Origin of the sequence: Sulfitobacter sediminis (assembly GCF_040811725.1) — a bacterium.
GTDB lineage: Bacteria > Pseudomonadota > Alphaproteobacteria > Rhodobacterales > Rhodobacteraceae > Sulfitobacter > Sulfitobacter sediminis.
Genome location: NZ_JBFNXX010000004.1, coordinates 211,500 through 233,432, shown reverse-complemented (window position 1 = coordinate 233,432; position 21,933 = coordinate 211,500). Strand labels below are relative to the sequence as shown.

At 64.7% G+C, this 21,933-nt stretch carries 14 protein-coding genes and 1 tRNA gene; 11 read left to right on the top strand and 4 right to left on the bottom strand.

Features of this window, described 5'->3' with window-relative positions:
• The first annotated feature begins 237 nt into the window (after positions 1 to 237).
• Genes AB2B41_RS07315 through AB2B41_RS07295 form a run of 5 tightly spaced genes read left to right on the top strand, consistent with a single transcriptional unit; the run spans position 238 to position 8,522 of the window.
• Entirely contained in the window at positions 238 to 2,391 is a 2,154-nt protein-coding gene (locus AB2B41_RS07315; protein ID WP_367877109.1) for an NAD(P)-binding protein, read from the top strand.
• 18 nt (positions 2,392 to 2,409) lie between these two features.
• A complete protein-coding gene (locus AB2B41_RS07310; protein ID WP_367877108.1) occupies positions 2,410 to 3,153 on the top strand; it encodes a hypothetical protein in 744 nt (247 codons plus the stop codon).
• Entirely contained in the window at positions 3,150 to 4,184 is a 1,035-nt protein-coding gene (locus AB2B41_RS07305) for a polyprenyl synthetase family protein (protein ID WP_367877107.1), read from the top strand. Before AB2B41_RS07310 ends, AB2B41_RS07305 begins: the two co-directional genes overlap by 4 nt.
• A 45-nt stretch (positions 4,185 to 4,229) precedes the next feature.
• A complete protein-coding gene (locus AB2B41_RS07300) occupies positions 4,230 to 7,526 on the top strand; it encodes an AAA family ATPase (protein WP_367877106.1) in 3,297 nt (1,098 codons plus the stop codon).
• A gap of 6 nt (positions 7,527 to 7,532) precedes the next feature.
• Positions 7,533 to 8,522 (top strand): NAD-dependent epimerase/dehydratase family protein, encoded by a 990-nt coding sequence (locus tag AB2B41_RS07295; RefSeq protein WP_367877105.1) that lies wholly within the window; start codon positions 7,533 to 7,535, stop codon positions 8,520 to 8,522.
• Here AB2B41_RS07295 and AB2B41_RS07290 read toward each other — a convergent pair whose 3' ends face one another.
• A complete protein-coding gene (locus AB2B41_RS07290; RefSeq protein WP_367877104.1) occupies positions 8,523 to 12,209 on the bottom strand; it encodes an acetoacetate decarboxylase family protein in 3,687 nt (1,228 codons plus the stop codon).
• Between the two features lie 354 nt (positions 12,210 to 12,563).
• On the opposite strand from AB2B41_RS07290, the gene AB2B41_RS07285 reads away from it, so the two are divergent.
• The 3 genes from AB2B41_RS07285 to AB2B41_RS07275 all read left to right on the top strand — a co-directional run bounded on the left by AB2B41_RS07285 (position 12,564) and on the right by AB2B41_RS07275 (position 15,574).
• Positions 12,564 to 14,093, top strand: a complete 1,530-nt coding sequence (locus tag AB2B41_RS07285; RefSeq protein WP_367877103.1) for a class I adenylate-forming enzyme family protein — start codon at positions 12,564 to 12,566, stop codon at positions 14,091 to 14,093.
• Positions 14,094 to 14,684: 591 nt separating this feature from the next.
• The gene (locus AB2B41_RS07280) at positions 14,685 to 15,266 is read left to right on the top strand and encodes a hypothetical protein (RefSeq protein ID WP_367877102.1); all 582 of its coding nucleotides are present in this window, start codon (positions 14,685 to 14,687) and stop codon (positions 15,264 to 15,266) included.
• Positions 15,254 to 15,574, top strand: a complete 321-nt coding sequence (locus tag AB2B41_RS07275; protein WP_367877101.1) for a hypothetical protein — start codon at positions 15,254 to 15,256, stop codon at positions 15,572 to 15,574. Before AB2B41_RS07280 ends, AB2B41_RS07275 begins: the two co-directional genes overlap by 13 nt.
• Before the next feature lie 342 nt (positions 15,575 to 15,916).
• On the opposite strand, the gene AB2B41_RS07270 is transcribed toward AB2B41_RS07275, so the two are convergent.
• The 3 genes from AB2B41_RS07270 to AB2B41_RS07260 form a co-directional block, all read right to left on the bottom strand.
• Positions 15,917 to 16,003, bottom strand: a tRNA-Leu gene (locus AB2B41_RS07270).
• A 41-nt stretch (positions 16,004 to 16,044) separates the two neighbouring features.
• Positions 16,045 to 16,653 (bottom strand): tetratricopeptide repeat protein, encoded by a 609-nt coding sequence (locus AB2B41_RS07265; protein WP_367877100.1) that lies wholly within the window; start codon positions 16,651 to 16,653, stop codon positions 16,045 to 16,047.
• On the bottom strand, positions 16,643 to 17,119 hold the full coding sequence (locus AB2B41_RS07260) for an Lrp/AsnC ligand binding domain-containing protein (protein ID WP_367877099.1): 477 nt from the start codon (positions 17,117 to 17,119) through the stop codon (positions 16,643 to 16,645). Before AB2B41_RS07260 ends, AB2B41_RS07265 begins: the two co-directional genes overlap by 11 nt.
• Positions 17,120 to 17,226: 107 nt before the next feature.
• Here AB2B41_RS07260 and putA point away from each other — a divergent pair, with 107 nt between their 5' ends.
• The 3 genes from putA to AB2B41_RS07245 all read left to right on the top strand — a co-directional run bounded on the left by putA (position 17,227) and on the right by AB2B41_RS07245 (position 21,932).
• Entirely contained in the window at positions 17,227 to 20,649 is a 3,423-nt protein-coding gene (gene putA, locus AB2B41_RS07255) for a bifunctional proline dehydrogenase/L-glutamate gamma-semialdehyde dehydrogenase PutA (RefSeq protein WP_367877098.1), read from the top strand.
• A gap of 156 nt (positions 20,650 to 20,805) precedes the next feature.
• Positions 20,806 to 21,552 carry a rhomboid family intramembrane serine protease gene (locus AB2B41_RS07250; RefSeq protein ID WP_367877097.1) on the top strand — a complete coding sequence of 249 codons (747 nt, stop codon included), beginning with the start codon at positions 20,806 to 20,808 and terminating at the stop codon, positions 21,550 to 21,552.
• Complete coding sequence (locus AB2B41_RS07245) at positions 21,549 to 21,932, top strand: GFA family protein (protein ID WP_367877096.1); 384 nt, start codon at positions 21,549 to 21,551, stop codon at positions 21,930 to 21,932. The genes AB2B41_RS07250 and AB2B41_RS07245 overlap by 4 nt, the downstream gene beginning before the upstream one ends.
• Position 21,933: the final 1 nt, after the last annotated feature.

Below are 21,933 nucleotides of genomic sequence, written 5' to 3'. Positions count from 1 at the left end.
GATACCGCTCAAGGTTTTTCGCGACCCGCTGCCAGGTGATCCGCCCGGCAAGCTGCAGATCAGCGCTGGCTTTGTTTCGCGCGCGAAACAAAACCCAGATATCACGCAGAGGTTGAAGCGCCTCGCGATTGCCCGCGTTTCAGGCATCCCGTCGGCCAAAACCCCAAAATCAAATAGAAATTTTTGCCAGATCACGATTCTGTGTTACGCTACCCAAGCGGGGAGTGTGCAAATCCAATGCAGGACAAGAAGAAAGTCGCCATCATCGGCGGGGGCTGCGCAAGCATTGCTGCCGCGCTTGAATTGACACGTCCGCATCGCGCGGGCGAATTCGAGGTGACGATCTACCAGACCGGCTGGCGGCTGGGCGGCAAGGGGGCCTCGGGCCGCGATGCCGAGACGGGGCGGATCGAGGAACACGGGCTGCACCTGTGGATGGGGTTCTACGAGAACGCCTTTCGCATGATGCGCGAGTGCTACGCGGAACTGGACCGCCCGGAGGGCCACCCGATCCGCACCTGGCAGGATGCCTTCGTGCCGGACAATTTCGTGGGCGTGACCGAGAAACGGGGCGTGAACCAGTGGACCAACTGGGCCGCCTATTTCCCGCCCGCCGCCGGGTTGCCCGGCGATCCGCTGTCTGACCGCAACCCGTTTTCGGTGCGCGGGTACCTCACCCGCTGCGTGCTGCTGGTGCGCACGCTCTGTCTCAGCGTTCAGGACAACACCGCCGAACCTGTGCCCGGCGCGGGCGAGAGCCTGACGGCCGCCGTCTCGGCACTCGTGAAAAGCCTTTTGCAATCGGCCACCTCGGACAAGATGGCCTTCGCCGCGCGCAGTCTGAAATACGGCCAGCTTGCCCTTGGCGCGCTGATCCTCGAGGCGATAAAGACGCTGCAAGCCGCGATCGACCGGGTATCGTCAAAAAGGGACGAGAAACAGGCGGCCTCGCTGCTCGACCAGCTGGCGATGGTGATCCAGCACCAGTTCGACCTGCTGATCGCCTCGGACCCAGAAATCCGCCGCATCTGGGAGATCGTCGACGTGGTGCTGGCGATCATCCGGGGCGTCCTGCGCCACGGGTTGCTATTCGCCGCCAACGGGTTCGAGGCGATCGACGACTACGACTGGCGCGACTGGCTGGCCGAGAACGGGGCCAGCGAAGCCTCGCTCGACAGCGGGTTCATCCGGGGCTCCTACGATCTGCTCTTTGCCTTCGAGGACGGCGACATCGACAAGCCGCGCCTTGCCGCCGGACAGGCGCTGCGTGGGGCCTTGCGGATGTTCTTTACCTATCGCGGGGCGTTGTTCTGGAAGATGCAGGCGGGGATGGGTGATATCGTGTTCACCCCCGCCTACGAGGTGCTGAAGAAACGCGGTGTGAGGTTCGAGTTCTTTCACAAGCTCGAGAACGTCCGGCTGTCCGAGGACAAGTCTCACGTCGCGGCCCTTGAGATGCGGGTGCAGGCGAAAACGAAGAAGGGCGCGGAGTATGACCCGCTGGTTGACGTGCGGGGGCTGGCGTGCTGGCCCAGCCGCCCGCTCTATGACCAGCTTGCGAACGGGGCGGAGTTGAAGAAAAAGGATTGGAATCCGGAGGTTTACGGGGATGACCGCAGCGTCGATACGAAGACGCTGACGGTGACGGAAGACTTCGATTTCGTCGTCCTCGGAATCGGCCTTGGTGCCGTGCCCGAGACGTGCCCCGAGCTGATCGCGGCCAATGCCGACTGGCTGCAGATGACGCAGAAGGTCAAATCCGTCGCCACGCAGGCCTTCCAGGTCTGGTTGAACAAGCCGGTGGAAGAGCTGGGTTGGGAGCTGCCGCCGATCAACATCTCGGGCTATGTCGAACCCTTCGACACCTGGGCCGACATGCGGCAGCTTATCCACCGCGAGGATTGGAAGACGCCGCCCGAAGCCATCGCCTATTTCTGCAGCGTCCTGCCGGATGCCGAGATCGGCAAGGACGAGACGACCGCCGGAGCGCCGGAACTGGCGGGCCAGCATGTGCGCGAGAACGCCGTGACCTTCCTCAACCGCGACGTGGGCTATTTCTGGCCCAAGGCGGCGGACAAGGACGGCTTCGACTGGTCGCTCCTGCATGCGCAGGGCACGCAGGCCAAGGGCGAGAAGCGTTTCGACAGCCAGTTCTGGACCGCCAACATCAACCCGACGGAGCGCTATATCCTGTCGCTCCCCGGCTCGCTCAAATACCGCATCTCGCCGCTGGAGACGCATTTCGACAACCTGACCATCGCAGGCGACTGGACCGATTGCGGCCACCAGGCAGGCTGTGTCGAGGCGGCGGTGATGTCGGGGCTTTTGGCGGCCTCGGCTTTGTCGGGGGCGCCCCGGCCGGAGAACATCATCGGGTATGACCACCCCTAGGCCCGAAGGACGACACCTATGACGAAATCAGACCGTATCAAACGCCCGGTGCCGGAACGCACCAAGCCCAAACGCGGCGTTCTGGGCGCGCTGGGTCAGTCGGACGCCATGCTGGGCAATGGCATGGACCACAGCACGCCGGAAACCGGGGGCCATCCGCTTGGCCCCGGTTTTGCCGATACGAGAGGCGCGGACCCGTTGGGCCTCATCGACGAAGGCGTGCGCGCGGCCTCGGACCTTGTCGATGCGCATATCAGGCAGGGCGAGGAGACCGCCGCGCGGCTGGGCAAGGCCACGGGGGCCATTTCGGCCGCACAGGGGGATGTGACGGGGCTGCTCACGGGACTGGTGCGGGCCTATTCCGACGTGGCCTCGGTCTGGGTGGATATCGTGGGCTCGCTGGCCCACAAGCTTGACGGCAGCGGGCAGTCCAAGGCGGAGGCCCCGGCGGCCACCGCAGCACTCCCCGCCCCCGGTCTCAGCATCGCAAGCCAGGGGCGTGTCGAGGCCAGCATCGAGATGTTCCGCCCTGCCCCCGGTGTCACACCGCAACCGCTGATCGCCCAGACGGCGGAAGGGGCGGCGCAGATCACGGACGTCAGCTTTCAGCCCGGCATGGCAGGCACGGCGGGCATGATCCGCCTCTCCGTCCCCGGCGGACAAGCGCCCGGCACCTACCACGGGCTGCTCCTGTCCACCGCCGACCAGCGCCCGGCGGGGGTGATCACCCTGACCGTGCTGGCACCCGAGGCCACGCCATGACCTTCCACGGCGTCGATACCGTCTCGCCCGTTCTGGACGAATACGGCGCCATGGTGCGCGAGGTCATGGGTGCCTACCTGCCCAAGGAAGAGCCGCGCCAGTACCTCTACGACCCTGTCGCCGATTACCCGACGCGCGGCGGCAAGATGATGCGTCCGAGCCTCTGCATCGCCACCGCCCGCGCCTTTGGCGCCGAGCCCGCGCGCGCCGCCCGTGCGGCCGCCGCCATCGAGATGCTGCACAACTCGCTGCTCATCCACGACGACATCGAGGACGAGAGCGAGGAACGCCGGGGACGCCCGACGCTGCACGCCATGCACGGCATCCCCATCGCGCTGAACGCAGGCGACACGCTGGCGATGCTGTCGATCCGGCCATTGCTGGAGAACGTCTATGACACGATCCCATGGCTGGCGCTGCCAATCATCCATGACATGGAGCGCATGGCCCGCGAATCCGCCGAAGGTCAGGCGCTGGAACTGGGCTGGCGCAAGGACCCGGGGGCGCGGCCCACACGCGACGATTACCTGCTGATGGTGCTGAAAAAGACCTGCTGGCTGGCGGCGATCTATCCCTGCCGTCTGGGTGCGATGTTGGGCACGCGCGGCAAGATTGCATCGGACGCCTTCATCCGCTTTGGCTTCTTCTTTGGTGCCGCCTTCCAGATACAGGACGACGTGCTGAACCTGCGCGGCGGGCCCGCCTACGGCAAGGAAGGCTGCGGCGATCTGTGGGAGGCGAAATGGACGCTGATGCTGATCGACGTTGCAAAGGCGCTTGAGGACAGCGAAAAGCCCCGGTTCGAGGCTTACCTGCGCAAATCCCGCGACGACCGGACCGAGGACGAGATCGCCTGGCTCTTCGACAAGATGGAAGCCATCAGGGCCATCGAGAACGCGCAGGCCTTTGCCCGTGGCCTTGCGGGGGCGGCGCTGCGCGAATTCTCCATCCTGCTCGCCGATGTTCCGGACGGGCGCGACAAGCGGTTCATCCGCGACCTGATCACATGGACCTTCCGCCGTGACCACTAAGCACGCAGAAGCCCGTGAAACGACCTGAAGACCTGGAATGACGTAATGAGCAATGACACCGCCACCAAAGACGCCTTGAAAGGCTGGCTCGAGGCCAACGGCCTTGGGCAGTACCAAAACGCCATGGCCGCGCAGGACATCACGCTTGATACGATCACCGACCTCGACGATGCGGACCTGCGCGAACTGGGCGTCTCCATCGGGCACCGCAAGGCGCTGCGTCGCGCGATCGAGGCGTTGCAGGACGAAGGGAACGGGGCGGAAAGCGACACGGGCCAGCGCCGACAACTGACCGTACTCTTCTGCGATCTGGCCGGGTCCACCGAGCTTGCCCGCCGCTACGACGCCGAGGACATGGCGGCGATCCTGCGAAAGTATCACGACCGTTGCTACAAGATCATCAAGGCCTGGGGCGGCCGCCCGCTGGGCACGCAGGGCGACGGGGTGATCGCCTGTTTCGGCCTGCCGCAGGCGCAGGAGAACGACGCGGAGCGCTGCGTGCGCGCCGCACTTGAGATGTCGGAGGCGATTGAGGCGCTTCCCTTCGAGGACGGGCTGCAACTGCATTCCCGGATCGGCGTCGCCACGGGCCGCATGTACGTGCGCGGCGCGGTCGAGGAACCGGGCAACGTGGTGGGCGACGCGCTCAACCTTGCCGCGCGCCTGCAGGACCAGGCGGAAACCGATACCGTCGTGCTGTCCAGCGGCACGAAGCGACTGGTGGAAAAGGTCGCGCGGCTGACCTCGCGCGGGGCGCATGCTCTCAAGGGTTTTGCCGAGCCCGAGGAGATCTGGACCGCCACCGGCATGTACGAGATCGCCGACCGGCTGAAGGACGAGGACCCCCATGCGGATCACAAGCTGATCGGCCGCGAGGCCGAGATCGGGACGCTCAAACGCCTCTGGGAAAGCGCGAAATCCGGTCAGGGCCAGGTGGCGATCATTTCGGGTGATGCGGGTATCGGCAAATCCTACGTCCTCGACGCCCTGCGCGAGATCGTGGCGCCCGACGATCACGTGCACATGCGCCTCTTCAGCGCGCCCTTCTATGAAAACAGCGCGATGTTCCCCGTGATCGCGCAGCTGACCCATGCGGCGGGCATCCAGCCCGATGACACGACAGCCGAGAAGCTGGGCAAGATCGAGGTGCTGTTCCCGTCGAACAGCGGTCAAGACGTAGCGCTGATCGCAGACCTTCTGTCGCTCGATACCGAAGGGGCTTATCCGCCGCTCGACATGACGGCGGCGGAGAAGAAACAGGAGACCTTCGGCGCGCTGCAACGGCAACTCTTGCGCCACGCGGGCACGCAGCCGGTGCTGATCCTGGCCGAGGACGCCCATTGGGCCGATCCCACCTCGCTTGAATTCCTGTCGACCATCGTGCCGCAGATCATCCCGGAAAACCCCATCCTGCTCGTGGTCACCCACCGCCCGCCGCTCGATCTGGGCTGGGACGGGTTCGACCATGTCACGCATATCCCCCTCGACCGGCTGACCGCCGAGCAAAGCCGCGAGATCGTGGCGCGGGTGATGGGCGACAAGACCTGCCCTCCGGAAGTGCTGCACGACATCATCGAGAACGCCGATGGGGTGCCTTTGTTTGTCGAGGAACTCGCCCGCTCGGTCGCCGATCAGCTTGACGACGCGGGCTTCAAGAAGCTGCGCCTGCCGTCATCGCTCGAGGATTCTCTGCGCGGACGTCTTGACCGGCTGACCGAGGGCAAGAGCCTTGTTCAGACGGCCTCGGTCTTTGGCAGGCGGTTCTACCTGTCTCTGCTGCGTCCGATCCTCAACATGGACGAGGCCCGCCTCGCCCCGGCCATCGAAGAGCCGGTCAAGGCCAACATCATTTTCCCTGCCGATCCCAACAGCACCGAAACGATGCTTTTCCGGCATGCGCTGGTGCAACAGGCGGCCTACCGCGGGCTGCTCCGCGCCCAGCGCAAGGAGTTGCACGCGCGGATCGCGCAACTGCTGGTCGAACACCGCCCCGGCATTGCCGAGACCGAGCCTGAAACCCTCGCCCGTCATTTCGCAGGCTCGGGACAGTTGCCCGAAGCCATTCAGTACCTGATTGCCGCAGGCCAGCGCGCCACCGCGCGGGCGGCGCAGATCGAGGCGACGAACCACTATCTCGCTGCGCTTGATCATCTCAAGGACATGCCCGCCTCGCCCGAACGGGACGCGCAGGAGGTGCTGTTGCAAGCGCTCTTGGGCGGCGCGCTCATGGCCACGCGCGGTTTCGCGGCGCCGGATGTCTACAACGCCTTCGCCCGCGCGCGCGAGCTGTGCCTGCAATTGGGCGACAACCCGATGTACTGCTCGTGCCTCTACGGGCTTTTCACCGTCAACGCCTCGCGCTCGAACAAGGCCGAGGCCGTGGCACTGGCCGAAGAAATGCTCGCCACCTTCGGCGAGGCCCCGGTGCCGTCATGGGCCATCGCCGCGCATTTCTCGATGGGCGTGGCGCTCTTCTTCCTGGGCTGCCTGGACGAGGCGCAGGAGCGGTTCGAAAAGGCGGTCGAGCTTTATTCAGATGACCAGCACGCCCCTCTGGTCGAACAATTCGGCGATAATCTGGCGGAATTTTCGCTGTGCTATCTGCAATGGCTGCACCTGCAAAAGGGGCAGATCGATCTTTCGGCCAGCTACCTCGACCGGGCCGAAAAGATGGCCGACGATCTTAACAACAAGAACGCGCAGACACGCTCGATCTCGTTCCGGATGGGGCGGTTGCAGGAGCTGGGCGACGTCGCCGCCGTGGCCGAGATCGCCCCGAAGGTCATCGAGATATCCATGAAGCAAGGATATCCGTACTGGGCCACCGCCGGGCAGATCGGGCTTGGCTGGGCCATGGCGCAGGGCGGCCAGCCCGAGGGGATCGGGATGATCGAGGCGGGGTTGGGGTTCTACGACATGATAGGCCAAAAGACCCCGCAGACCTATTGGCGCACTTATCTGATTGCCTCGCTTATCCGCGCCGGCCGGCGCGACGACGCCATCGCCGCCGCCGATCAGGCAATTGCCCAATGCGAGACCGGACTTGATGCCTTTGCCAAGGCGGCGCTTTTGCGGCTCAAGGGGCAGGCCCTTTTGATCGCCCCGGCCGAGCCTGCGGCGGCCGAGACCTGTTTCACCGAAGGGCTGGCCTTTGCCCATGAGACCGGGAACCGGATGCACGGCTTTCAATGCGCGCACAGCCTTGCCACCCTGCTGCAAGGGCGTGGACGGGGGAGCGAGGCGCGCGAGGCGCTCGAAAAGGCCATCGCCGGAATCGAGACCACCGATGACTTCGCCGAACTGGCATCGGCGCGGGCACTTCTGGCCGAATTGTCGGATTGACGGCCCTTGGCGGAAGCAAAGCAGCGCGTTCTTGTCCTGGGGGGCACCGGCCATATCGGAGCGGCCATGGCCCGACATTTCGACGCCAGCGGTCACGCCGTGCGCGCCACGGGCCGCCAGCCGCAGCCGCGTCCCAACCTTGCGGATACCGCGATCACCCAGCTTGCGGGCGACGACACCGAAAAGGGTGTGCTGGAAGTCTGGCTGCGCGATACCGATCTCGTGGTTGATGCCGCCACGCCCTACCCGCTCTGGCGGCAGGGAAACAATCCGCGCGCATTGGTCCGGGCCGCACGGGCACGGATGCTCAGGCTTCTCGATCTCGCAGCCGCCGAAGGGGCCGCGCTGATCCATGTCTCTTCCTTCACGACGCTCCCGGCAGGCGGCAGCCTGCAGGACCGGCTGCGGCTGGCAACAGTGCGCGGGCTGCATCCCTATTTCGAGGTCAAGGAAACGGTCGAGCGCGAGGCGCTCCGCGCCATTGCCTCCGGGCTGCGTGGGGCAGTGCTGAATCCCGCTGCCTGCCTTGGTCCCTACGATCTGAAACCCGTGGAACAGGCGTTCATCCCGGCGCTTCTGAAAGGCCAGGTCAAAGGCACCGTGCGCCACCCGATCAACGTCGTGGATGTGCGCGACGTGGCGGCCAGCGCCGGCGCGCTCTTCGAAAAGGGCTTTCCCACTCCGCGCGTTCCGATCTTTGGCCACAACATCACCGTCGAGGCGCTGAGCGAGGCGATCTGTGCCATGGCACAGGTTCCCGCGCCCAGGCTGCGCGCCCCGATAAGCCTTGGCGTTGCGGGTGCCTACTGGGCCGAGACCGCCGCCGCCCTCGCGGGCCGCAAATCACCCTGGCCCAGCCTGCCGATCCTGCTGACGGCGGCGGGCCGCGCCTTTGCGGGCGGCGCGGAACAGGCGGCGCTTGGCGTGCCGATCAGACCGCTTGAGGAAACGCTGCGGGATGCGCTGGCCTGGTACCGCGCGATCGGGCGCTGCTGATCAGTCGGCCAGAACCGCCCCCCCGGTGACCAGCTGCGACAGCCGCGCGCTCAGCAGGCGGTCGGGTTCGGCCAGGTAGTATTTTCCGTGCCGGATATCGCCCCCCATCGCCGCCTCCAGCATCGCCATCTCTTCCTTGTTGTGGGTGACGCGGTCCATGAAGGTGTCGGACATCATCTGCATGCCCTCCTCGAAGTCCGCATCCTCGCCCAGAAGATTGCTGGCCGCTTTTGCAAGACGGGGCAGCGCCGCCTCAACGCGGACCCATTCCTCTGCCGTCACAAGCGTGGAGTGATCCATGATGTGATTGAGAAGCCCGTGCTCGCTTGCCGTGATCCTGATCTGGAAATCCTCGGGCAGGATCGCATTCGCGAACCCGTGGAATATCTTCGCGTATTTCTGGGGTATCTCTTCGGAGGAAGACCGCACCTCTTCTGCCACCGCGTCGAAGCCGGGGCATTCGGAGGGCATCAGCAGGTCTCGCATCTTGCCGATCTGCCTGTGCAGGTCTACCTCGGCCCCCTTCTCGGCCGTTCCGTTCAGCAGAACCTTCATGCCGGAAAAGGCCCCCACCGAGCCGATGTAGGTGATCAGCTCGGACCGGAAACTGAGCACCTCCGCCGCGCGGCGGTTGACCTCCGTCTTGAAGAACTTCTCGGACAGCGGCCAGTAGCCGTGCAGACGTTCAGGACGCGGGAAAAGCACGTCGGTGAACTGGTTTGGCACGGTTTGCGCCGGTACGCAGAAATCGGGCTTGGTGTAGTGCCGCCGGGGCGAGCCAGGGGCCAGCCCCCATTGCCGCGACAGCACGGAATCGGCAATCGTCGCAGGGCTGATCACTGAAATCTCGGCTGCCGCCTCGGCCTGGCAGAATTCCTGTGCCCTGCCCGCCTGCTTGACCTGTGCGTTGAAGGCCGCGATGTCGAGCGCCTCCCCGGAGGTGATCACCTCGAAAAGATCGGGATCGGTCAGCACCGACACTTTGCCCGACAGGTTTCGCTCCCGGATCGCCAGCTCTGACACGTCGCCGGTTTCCAGGTGTTGCTTGAAGCTGCCCTGAAGGAACTCCTTGGACATCTTGCGCGATTGCAGGTTGAAAGGCCGCTTGCGGTCCGGCAAGCGGCAGCGATAGCGCAGTTCGACCGGGGTTTCAGCGTCGTAGCGGTCAGCGTTGCCTACGACGCGCATTGCGTCCTCTTTGTTGCTCTTGCGCCAGCCGAAAAGCTGCTCGACCCCATCCACCCGTTTCCAGTGCGCTGCCCCGATCCGTTCGTAGAGCGTGTTGCCCGCCTCCCGCACGAGGTCCGCAGCGATCGAGAAAGGCCGCAGCGTCTCGAACACCCGTACGATCCGGTCAGGTCCGGGATAGGAGAACTTGGGCTTCAGACCCAGAATTTCCGTCACCGGCTGTGTCGGGTAATCGGTAATCGAGACGTGCAGCGGCTCTTCCAGCTCGCGCATGTCGATGAGCTTCTGGATGATGTGCCGTCGCTGGATCAGGCCCTGGTAGCAGGCGTTCTCTGTAAAGCGCGAGTCGCGGAATTGCTTGAGCGAGAACTGGTTGATCGGCAGATCGCCCCCCAGCAGCTGCAGCACGAAGCCCTGCCCGATCTTCAGCCCATCGAATTCGTTCTTCTGGAGGGTCTTGTCGTGCAGGTCCTCGACCAGTGTGCTGACCCACTTGTTCACCGACTCGTGCTGGGTTTCATGCACCGCCGTCTGCGGCGGCGTGTGGCTGTGCAGCTGGATGATCGACCGTTCCTGCGCCTGCGCCCCGCTCATCAGCGCGGGCAAGACCTGGGCGGTCATATCGAGGATGTCGCGCTTGGCCCGGTCCTTGCTGAGATCGAGGCTCAGCCAGTCGTTCTCGGGCGATTTGATCTGCGAGCCCATGGTCGGGATGCCCGCCACCTCGCTTGCCGTGATCGCGGTGCCGGTATCGTCGACGTAGGAAAAGGCCGACACGAAACCGGTGGTGACAAGGTTGCGCCCCGCGCTGTTGTACATGCGATGCGGATCGTTCGGGGCCTCGCCCGCGAAGTCCTCTTCCTCGAACCAGTCGTAGCATTTCACGGGCACGGCGAGGTTGATCTCGCGCGCGCGGCGCTTGGCGACGGCATTGAGGTCCGAATTCATCTGGTCGAAATCGCAGATGATCAGGTAGACGAAATCGCCCCAGGCCTCGAAGCGCATGTGCTTTTCGACGTGCAGGTACTCTGAGACGAAGCGGTTAAGCTTTGCGAAATCCGCCTTGATCGGCAACACCCGGATCGAGGCATTGGGCATGCTGAAGGCACCGCCCACAGCCTCGGTGGCCCCCCGCGCGGTGTTGAAGAAGTTCATCGTGCGGATGTAGTCGAGATCAAACGCATCCTCGGCGTCGTCGCCTTCGGGCGCGCACGCCGCCAAGGGTTCGGGCGTGGAATCCTCCTCGGCCTGCTCCTCCGCCTGCTTTTCCAGCAACGCCTTGAGATGCGCGCCCGCGTTCCATTCGTCCTTGCGCCCGCGCCAGACCAGTGTGTCCGCCAGTCCGTACGTCATGTCGACCTGCATCCAGAGCGGGCATACCGGAGTCAAAGAGGCAACCCGTGTGCCATCCGCCTCGCGTTCCTCGGCCACTTCGAGGCCGAGCGACTCGACGATCGGCAGCCCCGCCAGACTGTGCACATCGATGCGGAAGCCCCCGTCGAGCTGGCCCAGCAGCATGTTCTGCGGCCCCAAGAGCCCGCCGCGCGCGATGGATTTCACGGGCATCTTGGCCGAGGTGATCGCCTGGTAGCAGGTCGCATGGGGATCACCCGCATCTCGGAACTGCTTGAAATTAATGGTATTCGCGTAGGTGCGCGGGAACATCGACCACAGCATGTCCCGCAGACCCGGCAGCCAGTCCTTGGGGTTCACCCAGGATTTCAGTCGCTCCGGGCGTAGCTGATCGCGGAATGTCCCCTGATCGAGAAAATCGGGCAGCACCGGCTCCCCGGTGATCCCGTCGCTCGCCATGCCCGCGAAGGTGCGCAAGAGGTCCGTGCCCAGCCGGGTAAAGCCCGCCACGTTGCTCGACAATTGCTGCAGGGGCTTGGTGATCGTATCCATGCTGGGCGGAATGTCGAAGATGCCCGCTGCGCGGTGCTGGTAAACGGACAGGAAGGGGCGGTACGCCTGCATCTCACCCGCATAGGCGTGCGCCGCCCGCTTGGTCGAGACCTGGAACACCCGCCGCGCGCCATGGGGGTCGCGGACCCATTCGCTGACAGAGGGATCGAGCTTGGCCAGCAGCTTCGGCCAGCCGTAAACCTCGCGCCCCGTGCTCATCGACATCTCGTTGTCGACAAAGATGAAGGGCGAGGTGAAGGCCCAGTCGTGGAACACCGGCCCTTCGGGCGTCACGTTGAGCCAGCGCAGCGGGATGCCGAAGGCGACCTCGCGCTGGGACACCCAGCCCATGTTGGCGGCCTGCAGGGACATCCGGCCGTAGTCGAGGATGACGAGGTAGACGAAGGGGACAAAGGGTTTGAACTGCACCAGATGCGGGGCCTGGTTGAGGTAATTGGTGCAGAAGGTCTCAAGCCGCGACAGGCTGGCGCGGAGCGGAAAGACCGACATCGTCACATCGCTGAAGGCGAAGGGTGGCGACATCTGCAGCGAGCTCGCCGCGCCCCGGGCAATGTTGTAGGGAATAGCCGACATGCGCACCCCCCCAGCGACTTCTGTCCAGACCCCTCTGATCCCCGAGCGTAGGAGAAACGTTCCCACCACACAAGCTTTTCGGATCAGGGGCTTAGCAGTGGTGTTTGAGAAGGTGCATGAGGAGTGCGGGAAAATCCATGCGGATCAAGGTGCTGGCTGGTCGATTTGCCCGTCCGCAGCGGTCGCGCAAGTTTCGGGCACCCTGAACCGGTCCTATGCGCCACCCCCGTTGGCTTGCCTGCGCAGGCGGTCTAATCTGATCTTGGGAAGAGGAGACGCGGGCATGTCGCCGGACATATCGTCAGAACCGCGCGGGGATGTCACCGCGTCAAGGATCACGAACGAGGCGCGCCCGTGAACCCGGCCCACTGGCTTGTGCGCACCGCACGCCGCCTCCCCGACACGCCCGCCCTCTTCACCGGCACGCGGGCCGATGCCGACTATGCCGCTTTCGCCCGTCACGCCGCCGCCATCGGGGCCGGGCTGCGCGCGCGGGGGATCGCGAAAGGCGACCGCGTGGCGCTGTTCATGGGCAACGCCACCGCCTATCTGGGAATCCTCTACGGCATCTGGTGGATCGGCGCCGCCGCCGTGCCGATCAACGGCAAGCTGCACCCGCGCGAGGCCGCGTGGATCATCGGAAACAGCGGCGCGCGGCTGTGCTTCACCGACGCTAAGTCAGACGACAGTCTGCGGGATCACCTGCCCACGGGCGCTGACACCCTCTCGATCCACGACGCAGCCTTCGAGACCCTCCGTGCCACGCCGCCAATCGGCGCCCCCGTTTCGCTGGACACCTCCGACCTCGCCTGGCTCTTCTACACCTCCGGCACCACAGGCCGCCCGAAGGGCGTGCAGATCACCTGCGGGAACATCGCCGCGATGTGTTTCAGCTACTTCGTCGACGTGGATGACGTGCGCCCCGAGGACGCGATCCTCTACGCCGCACCGATGAGCCACGGCGCGGGGCTTTACAACTTCATGCACGTGTTGCGCGGCGCGCGCCACGTGGTGCCCGACAGCGGCGCTTTCGACGCGGGCGAAATCCTCGACCTCGCGCCCCGGATCGGCCCCGTGTCGATGTTCGCCGCCCCCACCATGGTCCGCCGCCTTGTCGACCGCGCCCGCGCCACGGGCAGTACCGGCGACGGTCTGCGCACAATCGTCTACGCGGGCGGGCCGATGTACGAAGCCGACATCCTCGAGGCGGTCGAGGTCATGGGCCCGCGTTTCGTCCAGATCTACGGTCAGGGCGAATGCCCCATGGGCATCACCGCCCTGCCCCGCGCCGCCGTCGCCGACCGCGGGCACCCGCGCTGGCGCGAGAGGCTGAACTCTGTCGGCACCGCGCAGGCGGCGGTCGAGGTCGCGATCCTCGATGCAGACGGCTCGCCCCTGCCCCCCGACACCGAGGGCGAAATCGCCGTCCGGGGCGCCACGGTCATGGCGGGTTACTGGCAGAACCCCGAGGCGACGGCAAAGACGCTCCGCGATGCCTGGCTCTGGACCGGGGACATGGGCCACATGGACGCCGAGGGCTATGTCACGCTCAAGGACCGCTCCAAGGACGTGATCATCTCGGGCGGCACCAACATCTACCCCCGCGAGGTGGAGGAAGTGCTCCTCTCCCACCCCGCCGTCCACGAGGCCGCCGTGGTCGGCGAGCCTGACCCGGAATGGGGAGAAACTGTCGTGGCGTTCCTGACGTGCCACGAAGGTCAGACCGTGACCGAAGCCGCGCTCGACACGCTCTGCCTCGACCGGATCGCGCGATTCAAGCGGCCTAAGCGGTATGTCTTCGTCGCGGAGCTGCCGAAGAACAATTACGGCAAGGTGCTGAAGACGGCGTTGCGGGAGATGTTGGGGGAGGAACGTCGCGGCTGAAGTGGGCACGCTGGTGCAACGTGATGGGAGCGCCATGGCCAAGCCCGGTCCAGAGGCCGTTCCCGTCGTTTCCAAACGTTCCGCGCCACGGACTTGATCGGAGCGCCCTTGCGTTGATGGTTGGGGGCCGGGCCCAAGCCGGGACGTGACGGTTCCAGTCGATCCGGCAATGCCCAGCGAAATGCGCGGCGCGGCAGACCAACGGAAAGTGGTGCAGGTTAGCTTCCGGCATTCTTGACGTCGATGACCGTGCGGCCAACGTAAGAGCTTTGGCGTGAACGCGGACAATGGATAAGAGTATCTTGCGCAATTTCAACATTTCTATTTCGCAAGAAATCTGGTAATATTAATTTAACCCTTTCCAAGTTGTGCCTTCGACAAAGACACCGGAACGCCTTCATTCTTGAGAGCTGCGATCTTGGGAACTGGCGTGTTCGCACGCCTTTTTCGGTTCATCCAATCGACTGACCTTTCGGGTGCCCAAGTGCACTTGAGTGGTTTCTGGATCTGTCATCGGGTTTTGCTGCTTCTGTACCCGTCACCCAAACCAATTATTGCGAGGGATTGACGGCAAAAAAAGGAGGGACCACCATGAACTACAATCCCATCGACACGAGTGTGAAACCGAGTGTTTGCCGTAGCCTGAGAATCGCTGCAGGGGTGTTCGTCATCGGGACAATCGGAATGCTCGCCGCGCCCACGGCGGAGGCAGCGTCGATTGTTCTGCCGGGTTTCGACCTGTTTCATACACCTACACCGCCAGGTGCCGGTTTCGGCTATGACCCCGACGGCCCGGGCCCCATCCCGCCGACAGTTGTGCCTTTCGAATCCTTTGCCGAAAATATCGGTGTCGGGGTTAGGTGCGGCTCCAAAGAGTTCGATTTCAATGACGGAAAGGGATGCGTTGCGACAGGAAACACGGACACGATTGTCGAGCGATTGGATCAGGCATCCGTGCCCTCAACGCCGGGGACGAGCGCGCCCATCGACATCGAAATGGTATCGCTGTCACTTGTCAGCGTGGATCCCTTGAACCTTTTTGGCCCGAGCGAGTTCATCGGTGCGCGGATCCTCAAGGATTTGACGACCGGAAACTACATTTACGGCAACGACAATGGCTCGACCATGGACATCACCTTTGACGATGCCAATGGGGGGACATGGACCTCCTGACGATCCAGCTTTACGGGTTGACCAGTGGCTTGACGCTTGATGTTCCCAAAGTTTTTGAAAGCGACCCCGTTGCGTGGCAACGCATCGCCCCTGGCAATGCGGTTTTGATTGAGGGCGTAAATCATCTGCTGAATGGGTTGGATACCACCGAGGATTTCCACACGACAGGACTGGTTCTGCACGATGACGGCAGTGGCACCACTCACCCGATCATTGCCGCCACACCGATCCCGGCGGCATTGCCACTGATGCTCGGCGGCATGGCTCTGTTGGGCGCGTTAGCAGCCCGGCGGCGCCGTTCGGTGTGACCCGCTGACTGGACCGATATCTAAGGCTCGACGTCGAAAACCATGGTCTCAATTTTCGGCGCCGAAGGGCTTTGGCCCTGCATCGTTTAGTCGGGGAGGATGCTGCTCCCGGAAAGGAAAAGTGCAGAAGTCAACTACGTGAACTCATCGTGGTGTAGATGAGAGGACGAACCTCGAACCAAACCAGTGCTCAGGTAGCGCTCCGCGCGGGAGCACGACAAAAGGTGGTGCGGAAGGTGGGACGAACCTAAAACCGTCGAAGCTCTCATCGCTCTTTCAGAGCGACTGTCGCCTAGCGCATCGCTGTGAAGGAGTTTGTTCCCTTGCTGCGCAAAAGAACTGTGGTGCGGGCGGTGGGACTCGAACCCACACGGGGCTACGCCCCAACGGATTTTAAGTCCGGTATGTCTACCATTCCATCACGCCCGCATGGGCCGCACCTAAACCGATGCAGCCTGCGGTGTAAATGCTCAGAGGTCTTTGCCCGGCACGGCGAGCGGCGCGCCATCGGACAGAAGCGCGCGCTCCGACAGCCACGGGTTGTTGCCCACCGCGATCAGCATCTGCTCCCGCGCCTCCGCGATCCGGCCGAGGTTCATCAGCGTCAGCGCCCGCCCCGCCTGTGCCGCGACATGCAGCGGTTGCAAGTCCAGCGCGACGTCGAGATCGACAAGTGCCTCTTCATGCGCGCCTTGCAGGAAGTTCACGAAGGCGCGCTGGTTGTAGCCTTCCGCATAGGTCGGACAATAGGCGACCAGCCGGTCGAAATGCTCCAGCGCACCAAGGTAGTCGGCGACCTCGCGGCGCCGCATCCCCGCGTCCAGCGCCGCTTGCGCCGTTTCATCCGGGGCGCGCAGCAAAATCTCCCACATGGTGCCCGACAGGCGCTGCCCCTCCGAGAAACGCTTCGCCTGCTGGGCTTGCGCGATCAGGGCCTGCAGTTCCTCTTTCACGTCCGCGGGATCGGGGCATGCGGCGCCCGCGCTTTGGACGACCGACATCACGAGGGCAAGGGTTAGGGACAACAGGATACGCATGTCACACAGGATGACGCGGGTTCGCGCCCGGTCAAGTCCCATCTGCAAGCATTGTCTCCTTGACCGCCTCCATCGCAACGTAAGTCGAGGTGTTGGAGACATGCGGCAGCGACGAAATCGTCTCGCCCAGGAAGGTGCGATAGGCGGTCATGTCCCGCGTGCGCACCTTGAGCAGATAGTCGAAATGACTCGCGATCATATGCGCCTGCTCGATCTCGGGTATCTTCACGACCGCGGCGTTGAAGGCCCTCAGCGCCGCCTCCCGCGTGTCGCTCAGCCGCACCTCGACAAAGGCCACGTGATCGAGGCCCAGCCGGATCGGGTCCAGCATCGCCCGGTAACCCAGGATCACCCCCTGTTCTTCCAGCCTGCGCAGACGTGCCTGCGTGGGCGATTTGGACAATCCGATGCGCTTGGCCAGATCGGTGATGCTGATCCGCCCGTCTTCGGCCAGCACGGATAGAATCGCATGGTCGAAACAGTCGAGCGTCGACTCTTCTTTTTTCATCGTGAAACCCTCGAATTTCCTCTAAATGGACTGCGTCATGGCCGATGATAAGGCAGAATGACTTTTTCCCATAGGCTATACTTGGTGAAACGCCCTTGGAGGATAAGATGGCTTACGATACGCCCGAGAACCTGCGCCTGAAGATCGACGCCAACATGTATGCCGACGCCGACGCGGTCCTTGCGCGGCTTGTCGATAATGCCAAGCTGAGCGGCGAGGAACGGGCCGAGATCTCGTCCCGCGCCGCCGATCTGGTACGCGCCATCCGCGCCACGACCTCCCCGGGGCTGATGGAAGTCTTCCTTGCCGAATACGGCCTCTCCACCGACGAGGGCGTGGCGCTGATGTGCCTGGCCGAAGCGCTCCTGCGCGTGCCCGACGCCGACACCATCGACGCGCTCATCGAGGATAAGATCGCGCCGTCGGACTGGGGCCGTCATCTCGGCCATTCCACCTCGTCGCTCGTCAACGCCTCCACCTGGGCGCTGATGCTGACGGGCCGCGTGCTCGACGACGATCAGCCCGGCCCCGTCCGTCACCTGCGCGCCGCGATCAAGCGGCTGGGCGAGCCGGTGATCCGCACCGCAGTGTCGCGCGCGATGAAGGAAATGGGCCGCCAGTTCGTGCTGGGCGAGGATATCGGTGCCGCCATGGACCGCGCCAAGGGCATGGAGAAGAAGGGCTTCACCTACAGCTACGACATGCTGGGCGAGGCCGCGCGCACCGAGGCCGACGCCAAGCGCTATCACCTCAGCTATTCCCGCGCCATCGCGGCCATCGCAACCGCCTGCACCCACGACGATATCCGGAAAAATCCCGGCATTTCCGTCAAGCTCTCCGCCCTGCACCCCCGCTACGAGGTCGCACAGGAAGACTCGGTCATGACCGAGCTTGTCCCGCGCCTGCGTGCCCTCTGCCTGCTGGCGAAATCCGCCGGCATGGGCCTCAACGTCGACGCCGAAGAGGCCGACCGCCTTGCCCTCTCGCTCCAGGTCATCGACCGCGTGATGTCCGAACCCGCGCTTGCGGGATGGGACGGCTTCGGCATCGTCGTGCAGGCCTTCGGCCCCCGTGCTGCCACCGTCATCGACACGCTTTACGAAATGGCCACCCGCCACGACCGCAAGATCATGGTGCGCCTTGTCAAGGGCGCCTACTGGGACACCGAGATCAAGCGCGCGCAGGTCGACGGTGTCGACGGCTTTCCCGTCTTTACCCAGAAGGCCGCGACCGACGTCAGCTACATCTCTAACGCCCGCAAGCTTCTGAGCCTGACCGACCGCATCTATCCTCAATTCGCCACCCACAACGCCCACACCGTCGCCGCCGTCCTGCACATGGCAGACGACAAGGAAAAGTTCGAATTCCAGCGCCTGCACGGCATGGGCGAGACGCTGCATACGCTGGTGATGAAAGACCACGGCACCCGCTGTCGCATCTACGCCCCTGTCGGCGCGCACCGCGATCTTCTGGCCTACCTCGTGCGGCGTCTCTTGGAAAACGGCGCAAACTCCAGCTTCGTCAACCAGATCGTGGACGAGGACGTGCCCCCGGAGGTGGTCGCCGCCGACCCCTTCGAGCAGCTGGGCCAGACCAACATGACCATCGCCAAGGGCCCCGAGGTCTTTGCCCCCCTGCGCGCCAACGCGCGCGGCTTCGACCTCAGCCACACGCCCACGCTGGTCGAGATCGACAAGGCCCGCAACAAGTACAAGGACCACCAGTGGCAGGCCGCCCCGATCCTTGCGGGCAAGGCCCAGCCCGAGGCCGCCCAGCCCGTGATCAACCCCGCCGACCCCGATGCCTCCCCCGGCACCGTGCGCAACGCGTCCGCCAAGGACGTGGCGACCGCGCTCGACAAGGCGGAACCCTGGACCGCCCCGCTGTCAGAGCGCCGCAAGGTGCTCTTGAAAGCCGCCGAGATGCTCGAAGACAACTTCGGCGAAATCTTCGCCCTTCTGGCGCGCGAGGCGGGCAAGTCGCTGCCCGACTGCGTGGCCGAACTGCGCGAAGGCGTTGATTTCCTGCGCTATTACGCCGCCCAGGCCACCGACGAGCCGCCCGCAGGTATCTTCACGTGCATCTCGCCGTGGAACTTCCCCATGGCGATCTTCGTGGGCCAGGTCTCGGCCGCGCTGGCCGCAGGCAATGCCGTGCTCGCCAAACCGGCCGAGCAAACGCCGCTCATCGCGCATCTGACCGTGCAGACCCTGCTCAAGGCAGGCGTCCCGCCAACCGCCCTGCAACTGCTGCCCGGCGGCGGCGACGTGGGCGCCGCGCTCACCGGTGACGCACGCATCAACGGCGTCGCCTTCACCGGCTCTACCGCCACCGCCCAGCGCATCCGCGCCAACATGGCCGACCACTGCGCCCCCGGCACGCCGCTCATCGCGGAAACCGGTGGTCTGAACGCGATGATCGTGGACAGCACCGCGCTGCCCGAACAGGCCGTGCAGGCCATCGTGGAAAGCGCCTTCCAGTCCGCAGGCCAGCGCTGCTCGGCCCTGCGCTGCCTTTATGTGCAGGAGGACATCGCCGAGGACCTCACAAAGATGCTGATCGGGGCCATGGAAACCCTGCGCATGGGCAACCCGTGGGAGCTGAGCACCAACGTCGGCCCCGTCATCGACGAGGCCGCGCGCAAAACCATCGCCGACCATATCGAGACCGCCCGCGCCGAGGGCCGCCTGCTGGCCGAACTCAAGACCCCGGCGCAAGGCACCTACATCGCCCCCACGATCCTGCGCGTCAAAGGCATCGGCGATCTGGAGCGCGAGATATTCGGCCCCGTGCTGCATCTGGCCACCTTCAAATCCCACGACCTCGACAAGGTGATCGACGCCATCAACGCGACCGGCTACGGGCTGACCTTCGGCCTGCACACCCGCATCGACGACCGCGTGCAGTACGTCTCCGAGCGGATCGAGGCGGGCAACATCTACATCAACCGCAACCAGATCGGCGCCATCGTCGGCAGCCAGCCCTTCGGCGGCGAAGGTCTCTCGGGCACCGGCCCCAAGGCGGGCGGTCCGAACTACCTGCCGCGCTTCGGCAAGCCCGATGTGCAGAGCGTGGAGGGAGCATGGGACAAGCCGCAGGACAGCCTGCCCGCCCTGCCCAAACACGGACCCTACAGGCCCATCGAAACCCTCTCGATGCCCGGACCCACGGGCGAGTCGAATCGCCTCTCCACCCTCCCCCGGAATGCGCTGCTCTGCATGGGACCGGGGTCCGAGACCGTCGCGGCACAGGCCCGCGCCGTCGAAGCCCTGGGCGGCACGGCGCTGAAAGCCACCGGCCAGATCGACCCCGCACTGCTGACCACCGGCCCGGAGTACGGCGGCATTCTGTGGTGGGGCGAAGCGGAGACCGGTAGGGAAATCGAACAGGCGCTGGCTAAGCGCAAAGGCCCGATCATCCCCCTGATCCCCGGCATGCCTGACCCCGCCCGCGTCCGCGCCGAGCGCCACGTCTGCGTGGACACCACCGCCTCGGGGGGCAACGCGGCGCTGCTGGGTGCGGCCAGCTAGAACCCAAGCGCCCCGGGGTCTATCGCGGGGTCTCTCCGCCTGAGAAATCGCCCCGGACCACATCCGGGGCGCATCTTCGCCAAACTAAACGGTGAGCGCACATCCTGCGGCATTCCCGCTCTTGACCCCGCGCCACCAATCCCCCAGCGTCGCCCCATGTTTCCGATCCGCGATCACAACCCCTCGGGCCGCATTCCCTTCGTCACCTACATCCTGATGGCGGCCAACATCGGCATTTTCCTCAGCTACGTCCCGATCCTCGGGGACGAACGCGCGATCGGTGCCTTCTACAACGCCTACGCGCTCGTGCCCGCCCGCATCGGTCAGGGCTACGGCTTCGAGGGCCTCTTCACCTCCATGTTCCTGCACGGCGGCTGGATGCACCTAGCGGGCAACATGCTGTTTTTGTGGATCTACGGCGACAATGTCGAGGACGAGATGGGCCATATCCCCTTCCTCCTTTTCTACCTCGTCGTCGGCGTGGCCGCAGGGCTCACCCAAGTTGCGATCGAGCCCACCTCGCGCGTCCCCATGGTCGGCGCCTCCGGCGCCATCGCGGGCGTCATGGGCGCCTACCTGCTGCTCTTCCCAAAGGCGCAGGTGGATATCCTTGTGATCTTCATCGTCTTCTTCCGTATCTTCCCGATCCCCGCTTGGATATTGCTGACCCTCTGGTTCGGCATGCAGTTCCTTGGCGGCATCGGTGCCGACCCGAACCTCGGCGGCGTCGCCTACTGGGCCCACGCAGGCGGCTTCGCGGCGGGGCTTATCGGCGCGATTCCCCTCTGGATGAAGCGCGGGGCCACCGCCTTCTGGCGGCGCACCGATGGCCATCCGCCACATCCCGAAACGAAATACCCCCGGATCAACAGCAGCCGCATTCCCAAGGTCAGACGCAGATGACCGACGCCACCCAGATGCAGATCACCGCCTCCTGCCACTGCGGGGCCGTGACGCTGACCGCGACCCTGCCGCGCGGCCTGTCGGACGTCAGCCGCTGCACCTGCTCCTTCTGCCGTCGCAGGCAGGCCGCCGCCGTCATGGCCACTGCCGCCACGCTCGAGGTCACCAAGGGGGCCGATAACCTGACGCTCTACAGCTGGGGCACCCACACCGCGAAACACTATTTCTGCAAGACCTGCGGCATCTACACCCACCACCAACGCCGCTCGAACCCCGCCGAATGCGGCGTGAACCTCGGGTGTATCGAGGGCGTGAACACGTGGGAGCATGAGCCGGTCCCATGGACCGACGGCATCAACCACCCGGCAGACGCCAAATAGG